The 18,703-nt window shown below is 77.3% G+C and carries 17 protein-coding genes and 3 pseudogenes; 9 read left to right on the top strand and 11 right to left on the bottom strand.

Annotated elements, in window-relative coordinates; genetic code table 11:
• Positions 1 to 30 precede the first annotated feature (30 nt).
• Positions 31 to 240, top strand: coding sequence for a hypothetical protein (locus ACWIZO_RS20775; RefSeq protein ID WP_448639525.1), 210 nt, complete (start codon positions 31 to 33; stop codon positions 238 to 240).
• Between the two features lie 119 nt (positions 241 to 359).
• Here the strand turns inward: ACWIZO_RS20775 and ACWIZO_RS20780 are convergent, their stop codons facing one another.
• Positions 360 to 1,751, bottom strand: a complete 1,392-nt coding sequence (locus ACWIZO_RS20780; protein WP_448639526.1) for a sensor histidine kinase — start codon at positions 1,749 to 1,751, stop codon at positions 360 to 362.
• Between the two features lie 173 nt (positions 1,752 to 1,924).
• On the opposite strand from ACWIZO_RS20780, the pseudogene ACWIZO_RS20785 reads away from it, so the two are divergent.
• Together ACWIZO_RS20785 and ACWIZO_RS20790 are read left to right on the top strand one after the other, a co-directional pair.
• Positions 1,925 to 2,443, top strand: a pseudogene (locus ACWIZO_RS20785) (P-type ATPase); the annotation flags it as partial.
• A 103-nt stretch (positions 2,444 to 2,546) separates the two neighbouring features.
• Positions 2,547 to 4,517, top strand: coding sequence for an HAD-IC family P-type ATPase (locus ACWIZO_RS20790; protein WP_448642982.1), 1,971 nt, complete (start codon positions 2,547 to 2,549; stop codon positions 4,515 to 4,517).
• 2 nt (positions 4,518 to 4,519) lie between these two features.
• Here ACWIZO_RS20790 and ACWIZO_RS20795 read toward each other — a convergent pair whose 3' ends face one another.
• On the bottom strand, positions 4,520 to 5,116 hold the full coding sequence (locus ACWIZO_RS20795; RefSeq protein ID WP_448639527.1) for an AAA family ATPase: 597 nt from the start codon (positions 5,114 to 5,116) through the stop codon (positions 4,520 to 4,522).
• 227 nt (positions 5,117 to 5,343) lie between these two features.
• Here ACWIZO_RS20795 and ACWIZO_RS20800 point away from each other — a divergent pair, with 227 nt between their 5' ends.
• Positions 5,344 to 5,634, top strand: coding sequence for a DUF1540 domain-containing protein (locus ACWIZO_RS20800; protein WP_446760650.1), 291 nt, complete (start codon positions 5,344 to 5,346; stop codon positions 5,632 to 5,634).
• Positions 5,635 to 5,674: 40 nt separating this feature from the next.
• On the opposite strand, the gene ACWIZO_RS20805 is transcribed toward ACWIZO_RS20800, so the two are convergent.
• A complete protein-coding gene (locus ACWIZO_RS20805) occupies positions 5,675 to 6,073 on the bottom strand; it encodes a hypothetical protein (protein ID WP_448639528.1) in 399 nt (132 codons plus the stop codon).
• 173 nt (positions 6,074 to 6,246) lie between these two features.
• Entirely contained in the window at positions 6,247 to 6,834 is a 588-nt protein-coding gene (locus ACWIZO_RS20810) for a hypothetical protein (RefSeq protein ID WP_448639529.1), read from the bottom strand.
• Positions 6,835 to 7,288: 454 nt separating this feature from the next.
• Here ACWIZO_RS20810 and ACWIZO_RS20815 point away from each other — a divergent pair, with 454 nt between their 5' ends.
• Both ACWIZO_RS20815 and ACWIZO_RS20820 read left to right on the top strand, forming a co-directional pair.
• Positions 7,289 to 7,750 carry a VanZ family protein gene (locus ACWIZO_RS20815; protein WP_448639530.1) on the top strand — a complete coding sequence of 154 codons (462 nt, stop codon included), beginning with the start codon at positions 7,289 to 7,291 and terminating at the stop codon, positions 7,748 to 7,750.
• A gap of 378 nt (positions 7,751 to 8,128) precedes the next feature.
• The gene (locus ACWIZO_RS20820; RefSeq protein WP_448639531.1) at positions 8,129 to 8,665 is read left to right on the top strand and encodes a PadR family transcriptional regulator; all 537 of its coding nucleotides are present in this window, start codon (positions 8,129 to 8,131) and stop codon (positions 8,663 to 8,665) included.
• Positions 8,666 to 8,815: 150 nt separating this feature from the next.
• Here ACWIZO_RS20820 and ACWIZO_RS20825 read toward each other — a convergent pair whose 3' ends face one another.
• The 3 genes from ACWIZO_RS20825 to ACWIZO_RS20835 form a co-directional block, all read right to left on the bottom strand.
• The gene (locus ACWIZO_RS20825) at positions 8,816 to 10,138 is read right to left on the bottom strand and encodes an ATP-dependent 6-phosphofructokinase (protein ID WP_448639532.1); all 1,323 of its coding nucleotides are present in this window, start codon (positions 10,136 to 10,138) and stop codon (positions 8,816 to 8,818) included.
• Positions 10,139 to 10,204: 66 nt separating this feature from the next.
• Complete coding sequence (gene amaB / locus ACWIZO_RS20830; RefSeq protein WP_448639533.1) at positions 10,205 to 11,734, bottom strand: L-piperidine-6-carboxylate dehydrogenase; 1,530 nt, start codon at positions 11,732 to 11,734, stop codon at positions 10,205 to 10,207.
• Positions 11,735 to 11,758: 24 nt separating this feature from the next.
• Positions 11,759 to 12,916 (bottom strand): NAD(P)/FAD-dependent oxidoreductase, encoded by a 1,158-nt coding sequence (locus ACWIZO_RS20835; RefSeq protein ID WP_448639534.1) that lies wholly within the window; start codon positions 12,914 to 12,916, stop codon positions 11,759 to 11,761.
• Positions 12,917 to 13,136: 220 nt separating this feature from the next.
• Between ACWIZO_RS20835 and ACWIZO_RS20840 the strand changes: the two genes are divergently transcribed.
• Positions 13,137 to 13,421 (top strand): type II toxin-antitoxin system Phd/YefM family antitoxin, encoded by a 285-nt coding sequence (locus ACWIZO_RS20840; protein WP_448639535.1) that lies wholly within the window; start codon positions 13,137 to 13,139, stop codon positions 13,419 to 13,421.
• Positions 13,418 to 13,615, top strand: coding sequence for a hypothetical protein (locus ACWIZO_RS20845; protein ID WP_448639536.1), 198 nt, complete (start codon positions 13,418 to 13,420; stop codon positions 13,613 to 13,615). The genes ACWIZO_RS20840 and ACWIZO_RS20845 overlap by 4 nt, the downstream gene beginning before the upstream one ends.
• Positions 13,616 to 13,702: 87 nt before the next feature.
• Here the strand turns inward: ACWIZO_RS20845 and ACWIZO_RS20850 are convergent.
• A pseudogene (locus ACWIZO_RS20850) lies at positions 13,703 to 13,990 on the bottom strand (cysteine hydrolase family protein); the annotation flags it as partial.
• A gap of 25 nt (positions 13,991 to 14,015) precedes the next feature.
• A pseudogene (locus ACWIZO_RS20855) lies at positions 14,016 to 14,342 on the bottom strand (isochorismatase family protein); the annotation flags it as partial.
• 96 nt (positions 14,343 to 14,438) lie between these two features.
• On the opposite strand from ACWIZO_RS20855, the gene ACWIZO_RS20860 reads away from it, so the two are divergent.
• On the top strand, positions 14,439 to 15,383 hold the full coding sequence (locus ACWIZO_RS20860; RefSeq protein WP_448639537.1) for a quinone oxidoreductase family protein: 945 nt from the start codon (positions 14,439 to 14,441) through the stop codon (positions 15,381 to 15,383).
• Between the two features lie 42 nt (positions 15,384 to 15,425).
• Here ACWIZO_RS20860 and cydC read toward each other — a convergent pair whose 3' ends face one another.
• Positions 15,426 to 17,039 (bottom strand): thiol reductant ABC exporter subunit CydC, encoded by a 1,614-nt coding sequence (gene cydC, locus ACWIZO_RS20865; protein ID WP_448639538.1) that lies wholly within the window; start codon positions 17,037 to 17,039, stop codon positions 15,426 to 15,428.
• A complete protein-coding gene (cydD, locus tag ACWIZO_RS20870; protein ID WP_448639539.1) occupies positions 17,036 to 18,694 on the bottom strand; it encodes a thiol reductant ABC exporter subunit CydD in 1,659 nt (552 codons plus the stop codon). The genes cydC and cydD overlap by 4 nt, the downstream gene beginning before the upstream one ends.
• Between the last annotated feature and the right edge of the window lie 9 nt (positions 18,695 to 18,703).

Genomic DNA, 18,703 nt, shown 5'->3' on the forward strand with positions numbered 1-18,703 from the left:
CGTGGTCCAGAGGGCGGTCACACTGGGCCGGTGACGAGCGCAGGCAGCGGCCACGCGGCCGGCCGGGACCAGGACGGCGACCGCGCGCACGCCGTCCCCCGGGAGGCCGCCGACGGGCCGCCGCCGTGGGTGGCCGCCTGCGGGACGCCGGTCGCCGTCGTCCAGGGCGCGTGGGCCGGGCCCCGCGGGCTCGGCTCAGCCCTCCCCTGCCCGGAGTGCCGGCGGCTCGTGCCCGCCTGAGCGGCCGCGCGGACCCGGGGGCGGCGGGGTGCCGTCCTCCCCCACCGCAGCACGTCCTCCCGCACCGCAGCGCGTCCTCCCCCACGGTGGGCAGTGAGGGAGGACGCGCCACGATCAGGTCACCTGATCCTGGCCGCCGGCGCCGGGGCGGGGTCCTCCTCGTCGTCGCCGTCGAACTCGGCCACCGTGGCGCCCGGCAGCCGGACGGTGACGACGGTCCGGCCGGGCACGCTCTCGACGCCGACCGTGCCGCCGTGCCCACCGACGACCGCCTGCACGATCGCCAGCCCCAGGCCGGTGCTGCCGCCGGCCCGCGAGCGCGAGGAGTCGCCGCGGGCGAAGCGCTCGAACACCCCGCCCAGCAGGTCGGCGGGGATGCCGGGCCCGTCGTCGGCGACCTCGAGCACCGCCGAGCCGTCCTCGGTGCGCAGCCGCGTGGTGGCGGTCGTGCCCGGCGGCGTGTGCGTGCGGACGTTGGCCAGCAGGTTGGCCAGCACCTGGTGCAGCCGGGCGGCGTCGCCGGGGACGAGGACCGCCGCACCGGGCAGGTCGACCCGCCAGCGGTGCCCCGGGCCGGCGGCGTGGGCGTCGCTGACGACGTCCATCACCAGGCCGGTCAGGTCGACGGTGCCGGTGACCAGCTCGCGGCCGGCGTCGAGGCGGGCGAGCAGCAGCAGGTCGTCGACCAGCCCGGACATGCGCACCGCCTCGGACTCCACCCGGCGCAGCGAGGCGTCGACGTCCTCGGGCAGGCCGCCGCGGCGGCGCACCAGCTCGGTGTAGCCGCGGATCGAGGTGACCGGGGTGCGCAGCTCGTGGCTGGCGTCGGCGACGAACCGGCGCAGCCGCGTCTCCGAGGCCTGGCGGGCGGTGATGGCCGACTCCACCGAGTCGAGCAGCCGGTTGAGCGCCGCCCCGACCCGGCCGACCTCGGTGCGCGGGTCGGTGTCGCCCGGCGGCACCCGGTCGGGCAGCCGGACCTCGCCGGTGGACAGCGGCAGCGCGGCCACCCGGCCGGCGGTGGCCGCGACCCGGTGCAGCGGCCGCAGGGTGCGGCCGATCACCGCAGCCCCGACGGCGCCGGCGGCCAGCAGCCCGAGCAGCCCGGCCGCGACCTCCACGGCGACCAGCCGCACCAGCGCCGCCCGCGCCGGGTCCAGGGGCAGGCCGGTCACCAGCACCTCCCCGCCCCCGGCCGGCGCCGCGACGACGCGGTAGTCCCCGCGGCGGCCGAGGTCGACGGTGCGCGGGGTGCCGTCGGCGGGCACCCCGGCCAGCGCCCGCGCCTCGCCGGCGGAGAGGCGCTCGCCGTCGCCGTCGCCGTCGATGACGGCGGCCTCGGTGACCGTGCCGTCCTCGACGCGGGCGCCGAGGGTGCCGTCGCCCTGCCCGGGGACCAGCAGGAAGTCCGGCCCGTCTCCGCCGAACCCGCCGTGCGGCTGCCCGTCCGCCGACGCCGACCGCGCCACCGCGGCGGCCAGCTGGGTGTCGACCTGCTCGATGCAGCTCACCGCGGACGGCGGCGGTGGCCGTGACCCCCACGACGGTGACCACCAGCGCCAGCGGCACGAGGAAGGCCCACAGCAGGCGGGTGCGCAGCGACCACCGCCGGGGGCCGGCTGCGGCACGGGGGGTCATGGCGACCACGGTCCGCGCCGGGGCTGGACGTTCCCTGGACGCCGGGATGGAACCGGCTGGCCGAGCGGCACGTCGCCGCGCCCGCGTCGTCGGCGCCTGTCAGGGTCGAGCCGTGCAGCCCACCCGCACCGAGGACCGTCCCGCCACCAGCTGGGGCCTGACGCAGGCCGAGGCGCAGGCCCGGTACCGCCGCGGTGAGGGCAACACCACCCCGCGCGGCTCGACCCGCGGCTACGCGCGGATCCTGCGCACCAACGTCTTCAACTTCTTCAACACGGTGCTGTTCACCATCGGCGCCGCGCTGCTGGCCCTCGGCCGCTACAACGACGCGGTCACCAGCGTCGGCCTCGGCCTGGTCAACGCCGCGATCAGCGCCGTCCAGGAGATCCGCGCCCGGCGCAAGCTCGACCGGCTGCAGCTGCTCTCCCGCGGGCGGGTCACCGTCGTCCGCGACGGGCGCGACGTCGAGGTGCTGCCCGACGACGTCGTCCGCGGCGACGTGCTGCACCTGCGCCCCGGCGACCAGGTCGTCGTCGACGGCCCGCTGCTCGAGGGCGCCGTCGAGGTCGACGAGTCCCTGCTCACCGGCGAGTCCGAGGCGCTGCCCAGGCGCGCCGGCGACGACCTGCTGTCGGGGAAGCTCCGTCGCCGGCGGCGAGGGCTGGCAGCTGGCCCGCGACGTCGGCGCGGGCAGCTACGCCAGCCGGCTGACCGCCGACGTCCGCCGGGTGAGCACCGACACCACGCCGCTGCAGCGGCGGATCGCCTTCGTCGTCCGCCTGGTCATGGTGCTGGTCGGGTTGATGAGCGCGACGATCCTGCTGCAGGCCGCGCTCGAGGGCTTCTCGCTGGTCCGGGTCGTGCAGACCACCGCGGTGCTGTCGGGGCTGGTGCCCTACGGCCTGTTCTTCCTCGTCGCGCTCGCCTACACCGTCGGGGCGGCGCGCAGCGGCCGCGACGGCGCGCTCGTGCAGCAGGTCAACGCCGTGGAGTCGATCAGCAACGTCGACGTCGTGTGCACCGACAAGACCGGCACCCTCACCACCGGCCGGCTCACGCTGGCCGAGGTGGCGCCGGTCGGGCCGGAGCCGGCGGCCGAGGTGGAGCGCCTGGTCGGGACCGCGGCGCGCAGCATGACCGCGGCCAACCTCACCACCGCCGCCCTGGCCGCGGCGCTGCCCGGCGAGGCGCGGCCGGTGCGCGAGGAGGTGCCCTTCACCTCGGCGCTGCGGTGGAGCGCGGTGCGCACCGACGACGGCGTCCTGGTGCTGGGCGCGCCCGACAGCCTGGCGCCGGCCTTCTCCGGAGCGCGCCTGCCCGGCGCGTCGCTGACCGACGCCGTCACCGCGCGGACGGGGCAGGGCCTGCGCGTGCTGGTCGCCGCCCGCCCCGTGGACCCCGCCGCCCCGCTGCGCGACGACGGCGGCCGGCCGCGGCTGCCCGCCCTGGAGCCGCTGGCCCTCGTCGTCCTCGCCGACGAGCTGCGCCCCGGCGTGCCCGAGACCGTCGCCCGGTTCGCCGCCGACGGCGTCGACCTCAAGGTGGTCTCCGGCGACGACCCGCGGACGGTGGCCGCGCTGGCCCGGCAGGCCGGCCTGGCCGCCGGCGACCCGGTGGCCGGCGCCGAGCTCGACGCCCTCTCCGACCCCGAGATCGACGCGCTCGTGGCGCGCACCGCGGTGTTCGGGCGGATCGCGCCGGAGCAGAAGGAGCGCCTGGTCACCTCCCTGCGCCGCCAGGGCCGCTACGTGGCCATGATCGGCGACGGCGTCAACGACGCCCGCGCGCTCAAGGCCGCCCAGGTGGGGGTGGCGATGCGCAGCGGCAGCGCGGTGACCCGCGACGTCGCCGACATCGTGCTCACCGACGACGACATCGGCGCGCTGGTGCCCGCCCAGCGCGAGGGTCGCCGGATCATCACCGGGATCGGCACCTCGATGCAGGTGTTCCTCGCCCGGGTCGGCACGCAGGGCCTGGTGATCGTCGCGGTCACGATGCTGGGGCTGGGTTTCCCCTACTCCCCCGCCCAGGTCGGGCTGACGCTGCTGACCGTCGGCGTCCCCACGCTGTTCCTCACCACCTGGGCCCGGCCCCAGCGGCCCGACCCGCACCTGCTGACCTCGCTGTGGCGGTTCGTCGTCCCGGCCATCGTGGTGACCGCGGCCGGCGGGGTGGCCGTGTACGCCACGCTCTACACCCGCCTGGTCGAGGTGGTCGGCAGCGGCCGGACCCCGGCCGAGGTCGTGGCCCAGTTCGAGAGCTACACCGGGGTCTCCTCCGGCGACGTCGGCTTCGCCGAGGCCGCCGCCACGATCGGCGCGCAGACGGGACTGTCGACCTTCGTGTCCTACGCGGCGTTCCTGCTCATCCTGTTCCTGCGCCCGCCGTCGCGGCTGCTCGCCTCCTGGACCCGGCCCGACGGCGACCGGCGGCCCGCGGTGCTCGTCGTCGTGCTGGTCGTGGCGTTCACCGGGCTGCTGTTCGTGCCGGCGGCGACCGACTACTTCGGGCTCACCCACGCCGCGCACCCGGTCTTCAACACGGTGCTGCCGGCGCTGGTCGTGTGGTTCGTCCTGCTGTCGGCCGCCTACCGGTTCCGCGTCCTCGAGCGGGCGCTGGGCGTCGCGCCGGCGGCCTGAGGTCAGGCGGGGACCCGCCCGAGGACGTCGTCGAGGGTGAGCCGCCGGGCCGCCCCGCGGTCGACGACGAGGACGTCGCCGGGACCGTGGGGCCCGGCCGCCGCGGCCCGCGCCTGCTGCCAGGCCGCCCACCGGGCGGCGTGCCGGCGCATCCGCGCGGCCGGGATCCGCCGTCCGCGGATCCGCTGGCCGGCCGCCGCCTCCTCCGGCGAGGTGTCGAGCAGGACCACCCGCACCGCGCGCCCGGCGCGCCGGGCGGCCCACAGCACGACCGCCCGCCACGGCCGGCTGGTCCAGGGGTCGGTGAGGACGACGACCGGGTCGAGGCCGGCGAGGGCGCGCAGCACGCGGACGCGGTGCCAGGCGTGCACCAGCGGCCGCAGCAGCGGATAGGGCAGCCGGACGCCGGCGCGGGTGAGCCGCTCGGCGACGTCCTCGGAGTCCAGGCCAGCCACACCGGGCACCTGCGCGTCGAGCACCTGCCGCAGCAGCGTCGTCTTGCCGCTGCCCGGCAGGCCGCCGACCACCACCAGGACGGCGGTGTCCGCCGGGGCGCCGGGCCCGGACGGGCGCGGCGGCTGCTCGATCGACACGGTCATCTGTCGTCCTCCCCGACGGCTCCGGTGCGCCGCCGTCCTCGGCGGGCGCCGGGCGGCCGCTGGGCGGTCACCGGGAGAACGAGCGGGAGCCCGCGAGCGTGCCCGCGGGCCCCGGTCGGGCCCGGGCGGCGGGACGGTGCGACGTGCGGTCCGGCGGGGTCGTCGCCGCAGCCCAGGCAAACCTCAGTTGGCTGGCGGGGCCTGCGCGGACCTGCCAGCCTGAGGCCATGACCTCTCTCCAGGACATGCCCCAGGTGCAGGACTGCGCGGTCAGCAGCTGTTCCTACAACGCCGAGCACAACTGCCACGCCGGGGCCATCACCGTGGGCGGCGACCACGCCCACTGCGGGACCTTCGTGGAGATCAGCTTCCGCGGCGGCCTCGGGCGCAACGGCCTGGTCGGCGCCTGCCACCGCTCGGACTGCCGGCACAACGACAAGCTCGAGTGCACGGCCCCGGGGATCAGCGTGGGCCCCGAGGCCGACGCCGCCGACTGCCTGACCTTCCAGGCCCGCTAGACCCCCCGGGCGCCTCCGCGGAGGCGGGCTCAGAGGTGGGCTAGGAGGCGAGCAGGTCCACGCCGAGCGGTTCGGGCGTGAGCCCGCCCGCCGGGTCCGCGCGCAGTGCGCCGTCGGCGACGGCGAGCGCGGCCACCGGGTCGGTGTCGTCGACCAGCACCGCGCGGCCCGCGGTGGCCACCGGGCGCAGCGCGGCCAGCAGGCGGCGCCGGTCGGGGGCGGGCAGGCCGTCGGTGAAGCGGTCGACGAGCACGATCGTCGCGTCCTGCCCGGCGACGGCCTCGATCGCCTCGAGCCGCTGCTGCACGCCGTCGCCGTCCCGGGCGGCCAGGCGCTGCACCCGCACCGACGCGTGCCCGGAGGCACAGCGGCCGCTCGCGTCGTCCAGCGCGTTCATGACGCCGCGGCGGGCGCCGGCCGGCCCCAGCAGCACGGTCACGTCACCGACCGGTAGTCGCAGTCCCACATCCGCCCCCTCGGGTTCCGGTGAGGCGAGGCTAACCTCAGGATCGGCGTTCCGTCCAGCCCCGGGACCGGGCGCAGGAACGGCCGAGCGGCGCCGCCCGGGGGACGGGGCGGCGCCGCTCGGCGTGCAGGAGGTCGGTCGGGAGGTCAGTCGTCGTCGCCGTCGCGGTCGCCCCACCAGCCGTGGGGGCCGCGGGGGCCGCCCGGGTCGGTGTCGGTGGAGTTGACCCGCTCGGTGATCCAGTCCTGGACGTCCGCGATGCGCTGGTCGGCCTGCTCCTGGGTGAGGTCGCCGTCCTGGACGGCCTCGTCGATGTGATCCCGCACGGACTGCACGAGGGCGGCGACGAGGTCGTCGACGGCCACGCCGTGGTCCTCCGCCACGCTGGCCAGGCTGGCGCCGTCGGCCTCCAGCGCGGTCTCCAGGTCGTCCTCGGACATGCCGAGGGTGTCGGCGGCGACCGAGAGGTCCACGCCGCGACCGGGACCGCCCCACGGACCGTGCCCATCCCAGGGGCCGGCGTCGCTGAGCGTGGTGGCCACCTGGTCGGCCTGGTCCTGGGTGATCGAGCCGTCGTCGACCAGGCCCGAGAGCGCGTCGCGGATGCGGTCCTCGACGGTCGTCTCGGTGGTGGTCGAGGAGGTGTCCTCCTCGGCCATCGCGGGGACGGTGACGGCCAGGCCGGTGAGGGTCAACGCACCGGCGGTGGCGGCGAGGACGAACTTCTTGCGCACGGGGGTCTCCTCGGTCGGGCAGCCGGCCGCTCCGGCCGTCGTCCCCATGGTGGGGGTCCTACCTGTGAGCCACCTGGCAACGCCCCATGGCCGAGCTGGGACCCGCCGCACGCGCCGTCCCGTCCCGGCGGAGGGCGTCGCCGCTCCCGGCCAGCGCGGGACCGCGCCGTCCGCCGGCCGGGGCCGGTGACCCGCTGCGTCCTGTGGGAGGTCCTGCTCGGTCCAACGAGAAGGAGTTGGGGATAACGGTCGATGTGACGGCCCGTCCGACTGCCAGGCAGCTCCCGGTCGCCTCCCCGGTCCGGGTCGGTGCCCGGGACGACCGTGAGGGCATGGACGCCGACCACCGCTCCTCCGCACTCCTCCTCGACCACCACCTCGACCACCACGTCGCGCCGCTCCGCGCCCTCGCGAGGCGGCCGGCCGGCGCCTGCTCCTGGGGACCGTGCTGGGCATGGCCCTCGCGGCCGCGGCGTCGCTGACCCTGGTGCCCGAGGGCACGGGCTGGGCGTGGGGCGCACCGCTGACCGAGCTGCGCTGGTACCTCACCGGGCTGACGTCGCCGGCCACGCCGCTGCAGCTGGTCGGCAACCTGCTGTTGATCGCCGTCCCCGCGGTGCTGGCCGTGCGGCTGTGGCCCGCGCTGGCGCACCCGGCCCGCCTGGCGGCCGCGGCACTCGCCGCCGGCGGCACGATCGAGGTTCTGCAGTTCCTCCCGCCTCTGGGCCGGGTGGTCTCCCCGGTCGACGCACTGCTCAACGCGGCCGGCGCGCTGGTCACCGGCGCCGTGGTCGCCGCCACCGACCGGGACCGACGGCGCGGACGACGGGGGGCGGCCACTCCTCGTCCGGACGGCACGTCGAACAGACGTGGTGGACGGACGACGTGTCTCGATATATCGTTAGCGTGTCGTTGACTGATCCCGAGGAGAATTCCCATGCCCCCCTTCCCCACCCCTGAGGGCCGTCCCGGCCCCTGGCACCCCCGACGCGGCGCCCACCAGCAGGGCCCGCACGGGCACTCCCCCCGCGAGCACAGCCCCCATGGTCGTGACCGCGGCTTCGGCGGCCCCGGCTCCGGCGGCCCCGGCTCCGGTGGTCCCGCCTTCGGCGGCCCCGGTGGCTTCGGCCCCGGCGGCTTCGGCCCCGGCGCTCCCGGCGGCTTCGGCTTCGGTCCGGGTGGTCCCGGCCGTGGCGGTCACGGCGGCCACGGTGGCCCTGGTGGCCCTGGTGGCCCCGAGGGCGGCTGGCGTGGCCGCCGCGGCGGCGGGCGCGGTCGCGCACCGCGCGGCGACGTGCGCACCGCCGTGCTGCTGCTGCTGGCCGAGCAGCCGATGCACGGTTACCAGCTCATGCAGGCCATCGCCGAACGCAGCGGCGGCCGCTGGACCCCCAGCCCCGGCGCGGTCTACCCGACCATCAGTGCGCTGGAGGACGAGGGCCTGGCCACCGTCACCGCCGAGGCCGGCCGCAAGCTCGTGACGCTCACCGACGCCGGGCGCGCCCACGTCGAGGAGCGCCGCGCGACCTGGCCCGACCCGTTCGGCGGTGCCCAGGGCGCCGCGGCCGGCCGGGACCTGCGCGGCCTGCTGGAGGAGGTGCACGGCGCGGTGCGCCAGGTGGGCCGCACCGGCTCGGAGGCGCAGCTCACCGCGGCCGCCGCCGTCCTCGCCGAGGCCCGCCGCGCGCTCTACCTGCTGCTCGCCGACGGTCCCGGCGCCACCGGCACGACCGGCGCGACCGGCGCGGCCGGCGCGGCCGGCGCGACCGGCGGCACGGAGGGTCCCGGGACGACCGGGACGACCGGGACGACCGGGACGCCGGACGCGTGACCCCGCCCCCGCCGCCGGCCCGGGAACTCCCCACGGGCCGGCGGCCGAGGCGGTGCCGTCCGCGGGCGCAGCGGTCCGGCGCGCGGGGTGGGGAGTGCGGGGTGCCGGGAGTCCCGGCCGGGTCCTGAGCTGCCCGACTGCGGCCGGTCCCTAGCCGAAGCGCACCGGCTGGCCGGTGGCCTCGAGCACCGACATCCACAGGTCGCCGAGCGGGTCGACGTGGTTGCGGCGGCTGACCGCCAGCCCCATCGGGATGTGCACGAAGCGCCGCCGCCGGCGGGCCACGATCACCTCGGTGCGCCCGGCCATCGCCGCGTGCACCGCGGCGTGCGCCAGGCGCAGGCAGTACGCGCTGTCGTAGGGGTTGGCCGGCACGCTGCGGATGGCGTAGCTCGGGTCGAAGTAGCGCACGTTGTTCTCCACCCCGTGCGCGTCGAGGTGCTCGATGACCCGCTTGCGCAGCAGCCGGCCGATGTCGCCGAAGCGGACGTTGCCCGAGGCGTCGCGGCCGGGCTCCTCCCCCTCCACGTGCTCCTGGCCGGCCCCCTCGGCGACGACCACCACGGCGTGCCCGCGCTCCTGCACCCGGTGGCGCAGGTGCTCGAGGAAGCCACGCTCACCGTCGAGCGCGAAGGGCACCTCGGGGATGAGCACGTAGTCGGCGTCGTCCTTGGCCAGGGTGGAGTAGCAGGCGATGAACCCCGAGTGCCGGCCCATGAGCTTGACCAGCCCGATGCCGCCGGGCGCCGAGCGGGCCTCGACGCTGGCCGCGTGGATCGACTTGGTGGCCTCCGACATCGCCGTCTGGAAGCCGAAGCTCTGGTCGATGTAGGGGATGTCGTTGTCGATGGTCTTCGGGATGCCGATCACGGCCACCTTCAGGCCGCGCTCCTCCACCACCTGCACGACGTCCATCGCGCCGCGGATGGTGCCGTCGCCGCCGATGACGAACAGGATGTTGATGTTGAGGCGCTCCAGCGCGTCGACGATCTCCTCGGGGTCCTGCTTGCCGCGGGAGGTGCCGAGGATCGTGCCGCCCTCGTCGTCGATGTGCATGACGACCTCGGGTGAGAGGTCGAGGACGTCCTCGCCGAACTCGGGGATGAACCCGCGGTAGCCGTTGCGGAAGCCGACGATCCGGCGGACGCCGTAGTGCCGGCACAGCTCGAGCACCAGACCGCGGATGACGTCGTTGAGGCCGGGGCACAGGCCGCCGCAGGTGACGATGCCGACGCGGGTCTTGGCCGGGTCGAAGTAGATCTTCTTGCGCGGGCCGCCGGGCTCGAGGCTGGGCAGCCGGTCCAGCGGCACCCCGCGGGAGGTGACCATCGAGATGGTGTCGTCGAAGAGGATCCGGTCCTCCTCGACCACGGAGTGCTGCGTCGTCTCCCGGTCCCCCAGCCGGGAGGCCAGCGGCGAGTCGATGCGGCAGGGGCCCAGCGTGCGGACGGCGAGGTCCGCGTGGTCGACCATGCGACGACGCTCCCACACGCCCCCAGTCGTCATGACGACTGGGGGCGTGTCGCCGTCACGGGTGGGTCAGATGGGGAACTCGACGCCCTGCGCCAGCGGCAGCTCGCCGGAGTAGTTGATCGTGTTGGTGGCCCGGCGCATGTAGCCCTTCCACGCGTCGGAGCCGGACTCGCGGCCGCCGCCGGTGTGCTTCTCCCCGCCGAACGCGCCGCCGATCTCCGCACCCGAGGTGCCGATGTTGACGTTGGCGATGCCGCAGTCGGAGCCGTCGGCGGCCAGGAACCGCTCGGCCTCGGCCTGGTCGGAGGTGAAGATGCTCGACGACAGGCCCTGGGGGACGTCGTTGTTGAGCGCGACCGCCTCCTCCAGCGTCCGGTAGGGCAGCACGTAGAGCACCGGCGCGAAGGTCTCCTGGCGCACGATGTCGGTCTGCCCGGGCATCCGCACCAGGGCGGGCTCGACGTACCAGGCGTCGGGCGCCTCCTCGGCCAGCCGCCGCCCGCCGCCGACGACGACCTCGCCGCCCTGCTGCCGGGCCGCCTCGAGCGCGTCCTGCATCGCCTTGTAGGCGGCGTCGTGCACGAGCGGGCCCACCAGCGTGCCGGCGTCGAGCGGCGAGCCGATCGGCAGCCCGCGGTAGGCCGCGGCGACCTTCTCGACCAGCGCGTCGACGACGTCGACGTGGGCGATCAGCCGGCGCATCGTCGTGCAGCGCTGCCCGGCCGTCCCGGCGGCGGAGAACACGACGCCGCGGGTGGCCAGGTCCAGGTCGGCCGAGGGCGTGACGATCGCGGCGTTGTTGCCGCCGAGCTCGAGCAGCGAGCGGCCGAAGCGGTCGGCCACCCGCGGCCCCACCGCGCGGCCCATGCGGGTCGACCCGGTGGCGCTCAGCAGCGCGACGCCCGGGGAGTCGACCAGGGCCTCGCCGACGTCGGCGCCGCCGAGGACGACCTGGCCCAGGTCGGCCGGCGCGCCGGTCTCGGCGATCGCGCGGTCCAGCAGCGCCGCGGCGGCCAGCGCCGACAGCGGCGCCTGCTCGGAGGGCTTCCACACCACGGGGTCGCCGCAGACCAGCGCGATCGCGGTGTTCCACGACCAGACGGCCACCGGGAAGTTGAAGGCGCTGATGACGCCGACGACGCCGAGGGGGTGCCAGGTCTCCATGAGGCGGTGGCCCGGGCGCTCGGAGCTGATCGTCCGCCCGTAGAGCTGGCGGGACAGCCCGACGGCGAACTCGCAGACGTCGATCATCTCCTGGACCTCACCGGCCGCCTCGGAGGTGATCTTGCCGACCTCGAGGCTCACCAGGGTGGCGAGGTCGGCCTTGTGCTCGCGCAGCAGCTCGCCCAGGCGGCGCACCAGCCCGCCGCGGACCGGCGCCGGCGTCGTCCGCCAGGTCCGGAACGCCGCCCCGGCCCGGGCGACCACCTCCTCGACGTCCGCGGCGCTCGACCAGCCGACCGAGGCCAGCGGCGCGCCGTTGACCGGCGAGGTCACCGGGTGGTCGCCGGTGACGGCGTCGAGGTCGACCCCGCAGCGGCCGGCGGCGTCACGCGCCAGGGCCTGCAGCTCCTCGGCGGTGGGCAGGGTGGTCACGTGCGGCTCCCTCGGGGTCGGGCCTCAGACGATGTTGAGCTCGGGCCGGACGCTCGCGGCGGCGAACCGCCGGACATCGAGCCCGGAGACGTCGACCAGCGTCTCGCGGCCCAGGTACAGGTCGCGCACCACCTCCCCCACGGCCGGCCCCATGAGGAAGCCGTGCCCGGAGAAGCCGGTCGCGTAGAGGAAGCCGTCCACGGCCTCCGCGCGGCCGATGAGCGCGTTGTGGTCCGGCGTCATCTCGTACAGGCCGGCCCAGCCGCTGGCGATGCCGACCCCGGCCAGCGCGGGCGCCCGCCGCTCGACCGCCTCCCCGAGGCGGGGCAGCCACGCGTCGGACCGGGTGAGCCGGAAGCCGGGCGTCTCGTCGGGGTCGGACATGCCCAGCAGCAGCCCCGCGCCCTCGCGGTGGAAGTAGAAGGAGGTGGCGAAGTCGATGGTGAACGGGGTGTGCGGGTCCAGACCCGGCACCGGCTCGGTGACCAGGATCTGCCGCCGCAGCGGGGTGACCGGCAGGTCGACGCCGGCCCAGGCGCCCACCTGCGCCGACCAGGCCCCGGCCGCGCAGACGACGGTGTCGGTGCGGATCGTCCCGGCGTCGGTGCGCACCGCCGTCACCCGCCCACCGGCGACGTCGATGCCGGTGGCCGCGCGGTGCGGCAGCACGGTGGCGCCGGCGCGGCGGGCCGCGGCCGCGTAGCCGAGGACGACCGACTCGGGCGTGCAGTGGCCGTCGGTCGGGGAGAACGCGGCGGCCAGCAGCCCCTCGCCGCTGATCAGCGGGGAGAGCTCCCGCGCCTCGGCGACGTCGATCACCCGGCTCGGGACGCCGAGGTCGTTCTGCAGGGCGACGGCGGCCTCGAAGTCCGCGACCGCCTCCGGGGTGGACAGCAGGAACAGGTAGCCGACCGGGGCGAAGTCGATGTCCTGGCCGAAGCGCGCCGGGAACTCGCGGAAGGTCTCCAGGCTGCGGGCGCCGAGGGTGACGTTGACCGGGTCGGAGAACATCGCCCGCACCCCGCCGGCCGCCCGGCACGTCGACCCCGAGCCGAGCGCGTCGCGCTCGAGCAGGACGACGTCGCGCACCCCGGCCCGTGCCAGCTCGTACGCCGTGGCCAGGCCGACCACCCCGCCGCCGAGGACGACGACCGACGCGGACGACGGCAGCTGCGGGCTCATCGGAGTCCTCCTGGCGAGCGGGTGCGGGAGACCCATCCTGGGTGCGCGGCGGCCGCCGCACCAGGCCCCGCGAGTGGGGGCCGCCGGACACCGGCGACGGAACGTGCACACACCGCGCTGGAGGGCCCCGGGAGACCACCGGGTGTGCACACCGGGGCAGCCGGCGTCCGACCGTGGCGTCGTCGGACAGGGCGGACCCGGAGTGGTCATCCTCCTGACCATGACGACCCTGTCGCTGGCCGAGGCCGAGGCCCACCTGTCCCGGCTGGTCGCGCGGGTGAGCGGGCAGCACGAGCGGGTCTACGTGACCGTGCACGGCAGGCCGTCCGCGGTGCTCGTGGCGCCCGAGGACCTCGAGTCGCTGGAGGAGACGATCGAGATCCTCGCCGACGCCGATGCGATGCGCCGACTGCACGCCTCCGACGAGGAACTGGCCCGCGGCGAGGTCGAGTTCCGCGAGGACCTCGACGCGGCGATGCGACGGCGGTCTCGCGCCCGTCCGTGACGGACGATCCGCCGGTCCACGCCCTGACCGTCACCCCGACCGCGCGACTCCAGCCCACCGAGCACCTCCCGGAGGCCGTCGCCGCCGCCGCGTACGAGTTCGTCACGGGGCCGTTGCGCGCCGCTCCCCACCGCGTCGGCGAGCCCCTGCGGCCCCCGCTGGACGACCGGGACAGCGCTCGTCGCGGCACCTAGCGCGTGGTCTACCGGATCGAGGACCGCCGCACCGTCACCGTGGTCGACGTGGCCCACCGGCGGGACGCGTACCGCACGGGACGCTGATCACCCGCCGAGGGCGGCGACGACCTCAGCCGCGGTGCACCGGTAGGAGAGCAGGCTGTAGTCGAGGCTCGCCAGCGACCGGCGCGCGGCGTCCTCGTCGACCACGCCGCACGCGTCGTCGACGACCACCGGCAGGAAGCCGAGGTCGGCGGCGTGCCGCGCGGTCGGCTCGATGCCGATCTCGAGGACCGCGCCGACGAGCAGCAGGGTGGTCACCCCGCGGTCGCGCAGCGCCGCCTCCAGCGGTGTCCCCACCAGCGCCGACATCCCCAGCTTGTCGAACACCGGCTCGCCGCCGGCCGGGGCGAAGCTCCGCGGCGAGGCGGGTGTGCGCGGCGTCGGGCGGGAAGGCGGCGGTGACGGCGTCGGCGCGGTCCCGCCGCTGCCAGGCCATCGCGGTGCGCAGCGCGGCGACGCCCAGGTGCGACGGCGGCAGCGACACGTGCCGCACGTAGAACACCGGCACTCCGGACGCCCGGGCGGCGCGGAGCACGTCGGTGATCCGCGCGGTCAGTCCCTCGCGGTCGCGGACGTGGGCGAGGATGCCCACCTGCGCGTCGTACACGAGGACCGCGCTGGTGGCCGGCCGGCACATCTCCGCGACCGTCTCGGGGACGTCCATGCCGAAGGCCCGCTGCATGCGGGGAGCCTGGCAGTGCCCGGCGGCTCCCGCCAGGGTCGGCGGGACCGGCGTCCCGGTGGTAGGCACGGAGGCGGTCAAGGCGGGGGAGGCGACGTGCAGGCGGTGGTCTACGAGCGCACCGGCGGGCCCGAGGTGCTCACCGTGCAGGACGTGCCGGACCCCGTGCCTGGGGACGGCGAGGTGCTGGTCGACGTCGAGGCCGTGGGCGTCAACTTCCGCGACGTCTACGAGCGGGAGGGCCGCCCGCCCTACACCGCCTCCCCGCCCGCGGTGGTGGGCGCCGAGGGCGCCGGCCGCGTCGTCGGCACCGGCGAGCGGGTGGCCTGGCTCGGCGTCCCCGGCAGCTACGCCGGCCGGGTGGCCGCCCCGCGGGACGCCCTGGTGCCCGTCCCCGACGGGGTGGGCGCCGAGGTCGCGGCCGCGGTGATGCTGCAGGGCTGCACCGCCCACTACCTGGCCGCCGACTCCTCCCCCGTGGCCGAGGGCGAGTGGGTGGTGGTGCACAGCGCCGCCGGCGGGGTCGGCCTGCTGCTCACCCAGCTGGTGCGGCTGCGCGGCGGGCACGTGCTGGCGACGACGTCGACCGAGGACAAGGCCGAGCTCGCCCGGCAGGCCGGCGCCGACGAGGTCGTCGTCGGCTACGACGGCTTCGCCGAGCGGGTCCGCGAGCTCACCGGCGGCGAGGGCGCGGCCGCGGTCTACGACGGCGTCGGCCGGACCACGTTCGCCGCGGGGCTGCGGGCACTGCGGCCGACCGGGCGGATGATCGTCTACGGCGCCGCCAGCGGGCAGCCCGAGCCGCTGGAGGTCGCGCAGCTCGCCGCGCACGGCTCGCTGTACGTGCAGCGGCCCACGCTGGCCACCTACACGCGCACGCCGCAGCTGCTGCGGGAGCGGGCCGGCGCGGTCCTGGACCTGGTGGCGGCCGGCCGGCTCGACGTCCGCATCAGCGCCCGGTTCCCGCTGGCCGAGGCCCGCCGGGCGCACGAGGACCTCGAGGGCCGGCGCACCACCGGCAAGGTGCTGCTGCTCCCCTGACCGGCGGCCGCTCCTGACCGACGGCCGCCCCTGACCGACGGCTCAGCCGGCGAGCGGGACGATCCGCCAGCGCGCGTCGAGGGCGGCGGCGTCGTGGGTGACCAGCAGGACGCTGCGCCGCTCCCGGGCCAGCAGCGCCAGCACCCGCGCGGACAGCGCGGGGTCCAGGTGGGCGGTCGGCTCGTCGAGCAGCAGCACGTCGGCCGGGCTGAGCAGGGCGCGGGCCAGGCCGACCCGCGCCCGCTCCCCCGCCGAGAGGCGCTCGCCGGAGTCCCCCAGCCAGCCGTCGAGGCCCACCGTGTCGAGCAGGGGCCCCAGGCCGACGTCGTCCAGCGCGGCGGCCAGCTCGCCGTCGGTGGCGCCGGGCCGGCCCAGCCGCAGGTTGGCCGCCAGGCTCCCGGCGAGGACCTGCTGGTCCTGCGGCAGCCAGGCCATCCGGGAGCGGACGTCGGCCAGGGCCGGCCGGCGCAGGTCGGTGCCGCCGAGGGTGACCCGGCCGGCGTCGGGGTCGAAGGAGCGCAGCGCCAGGGCGAGCACGGTGCTCTTGCCCGCCCCGCTGCGGCCGGTCAGGGCCACCTTGGCGCCGTCGGGCACGGTGAGGTCCAGGCCGGCGAGCGCGGGCCGCGCCGCCCCGGGATGGGTGAGGGTGACGCCCTCGAACTCGAGCGCCGACCCGGGCGGCAGCGGCACGGGCGTGTCCGGGTCGGTCACCGCCGGCGGCTGCTCGCCGAGGGCGCGCACCCGGCTCGCGGCGGCGCGGGTGCCGCCCGCGGTGCTCCACGCGGCCCCCAGCCCCCCGACCGCCTCGAAGGCGCCGAGCACCCCGAGCGCGCAGGCGGCCAGCAGCAGCGGGCCCGTCCCGCCGGAGGCGACGTCGCGCCCGACCAGCCACAGCGCCGCGACCAGGCCCAGCCCGGGGACCCCCTCCCGGCAGGCCGTCGTCAGCGCGGTGAGGCGCGCCGCGGCCCGTTCGGCGCGCTCCTGACGGTCGAGGTGCGCGTCCAGGCCGCGCAGCGCGGTCGCCCCGCCGTCGCCGGTGAGGTGGTCGGCCAGGCCGCGCACCAGGTCGAGGGTGTCGGCGGCGACGTCGGCGTCGGCCCGGGCGGCGGCCACCGCGGCCCGCCGGCCGGCCCGCGCGGCCGCGGCCGGGACGGCTCCGCCCAGGACCAGCAGCAGCACGGCCAGGACGGCGGCGGTGGGCGGCGACACGACGGCGGTGAGCGCGACCGCCGTCCCCCCGGCGACGACGGCCACGCCGGCGGGCACGAGCAGGCGCGCGACGACGCCCTGCAGCTCGTCGACGTCGGCGCGCACCCGCGACAGCAGCTCGCCGCCGCGGGCCCCGGTGAGCGCGGCCGGCGCCAGCGGGACCAGCCGCTCGAGCAGGCGCGCGCGGACGCCGGCGACCAGCCGCAGGGTGACGTCGTGGGTGACCAGCCGCTCGGCGTAGCGCAGCGCGGCCCGGGAGACGCCGAACAGCCGCACCCCGGTGATCAGCGGCATGAGGACCAGCAGCGTCGAGGGCCGCTGCGCCGCGCCGGTGATGAGGGCGCCCGAGGTGGCCAGCAGCGCCGCGCCGCACAGCACCGTGAGCGACCCCAGCACGACCGCCAGCGCCAGCCGCGGGCCGCGGGCGAGCGCGAGCACCTCCCTCACCGCGGCACCGCCTCCTCGCGCACCGCGCCGTCCTCGACGGCCACGACCCGCTCGTGCAGCGCCAGCGGCGCGCTGCGGTGGGTGACGGTGACGACGGTGCGCCCGGCCGCGACGTCGGCCAGCGCGGCGAGCACCTCCTGCTCCCCCGCGGGGTCGAGCTGGCCGGTGGGCTCGTCGAGCACCAGCACGGCGGCGTCCTTGACGTAGGCGCGGGCCAGCGCCAGCCGCAGCCGCTCACCGCCGGAGAGCCGGGCGGCGTCCTCCCCGAGCGGGGTGTCCACGCCCTGCGGCAGCCGGCCGACGACGTCGAGCAGCCGGGCGCGCGCCAGGGCCTGCTCGACGTCGGCGTCGGTGGCGCCGGGCCGGCCGAGCCGCACGTTGTCGGCCACCGTGCCCGGCAGCAGCCAGGGCCGCTCGGGCACGTGGGCCACCACCGCCCGCCACGCGTCGGGGTCGAGGTCGCTCAGCGGGACGCCGTCGACCAGGACCGCGCCCTCGTCGGGGACGGCGAACCCCAGCAGCACCCGGACGAGGCTGGTCTTGCCCGCACCGCTGGGACCGACCAGGGCCGTCCGCGAGCACGGGGGCAGGTCCAGGTCGACGCCGGCGAGGGCCACCCGGTCGCCGTGGCGCAGGGTGACGCCGCGCAGCTCGACGTGCGGGACGCGGGAGGGGACCGGGCGGGTGCCGCGGGCCGGCCGCGGGGTGTCCAGCAGCGCGAGCACCCGCTCGGCGGCCGGCCCGCCCTCCAGGCTCGCGTGCCGGTCGGCGCCGAGCGCGCGCAGCGGCGCGAAGAACTCCGGGGTCAGCAGCAGCACGAGCAGGGCCCGCTGCAGGGTCAGCTGCCCCTCGAACAGCCGCACGCCCACCGTCACCGCGACCAGCGCCGTGCACAGCACCGCGCCGAACTCCAGCACGAACCCGGACAGGAAGGCGGTACGCAGCAACCGCATCGTGCTGACCCGGTGGGCCTCGCTGACCTCGGCCAGCCACCGGGCGCTGGTCCGCGCCCGGCCGAAGGCGACCAGCGTCGGCAGCACCCGCAGGGTGTCGACCAGCGCCGACCCCAGCCGCGCCAGGGTCTCCCACTGCGCCCGGGCCGCCCGCTCGGCGAAGGTGCCGGTCAGCCACAGGAACAGCAGCACGAGCGGGCCGGTGAGCAGCAGCAGCCCGCCGCTGGCCGGGTCGAGCACGAGCACCGTGGCGGCCACCAGCGGCGGGACGACGGCGGCGGTCACCGCGCCGGGCAGCAGCCGCCCGACGACGCCGTCGAGCCGGCCGACGCCCTCGGTGACGGTGGTGACCAGCTCCCCGGCCCGCTCCCCGGCCACCGCGGCCGGCCCGAGGGCCAGCAGCGTGCGCAGCAGCGCCGCCCGCAGCGACCGCCGCACCCGCGCCGAGGTCGCGGCGGCGGCCCGGTCGCGCAGCCCGAGGACGCCCGCGCGGGCCAGCCACGCCGCGCCGATCCCGCCGAGGACGCCGGCCAGGCGCCCGGGCGTCGCCGCCCCGGTGGCGACCGCGGCGACGAAGTCCGCGACCAGCGCCCACTGCAGCACCAGCAGGGCCCAGGTCAGCAGCCCGAGCAGGGCGCAGCCGACGGCGAGCCGGCGGGGGCCGGGCAGCCGCAGCAGGCGTCCCGCGGGACCGCGCGCCATCAGGAACCG

It is taken from the genome of Geodermatophilus sp. URMC 63, assembly GCF_053502565.1.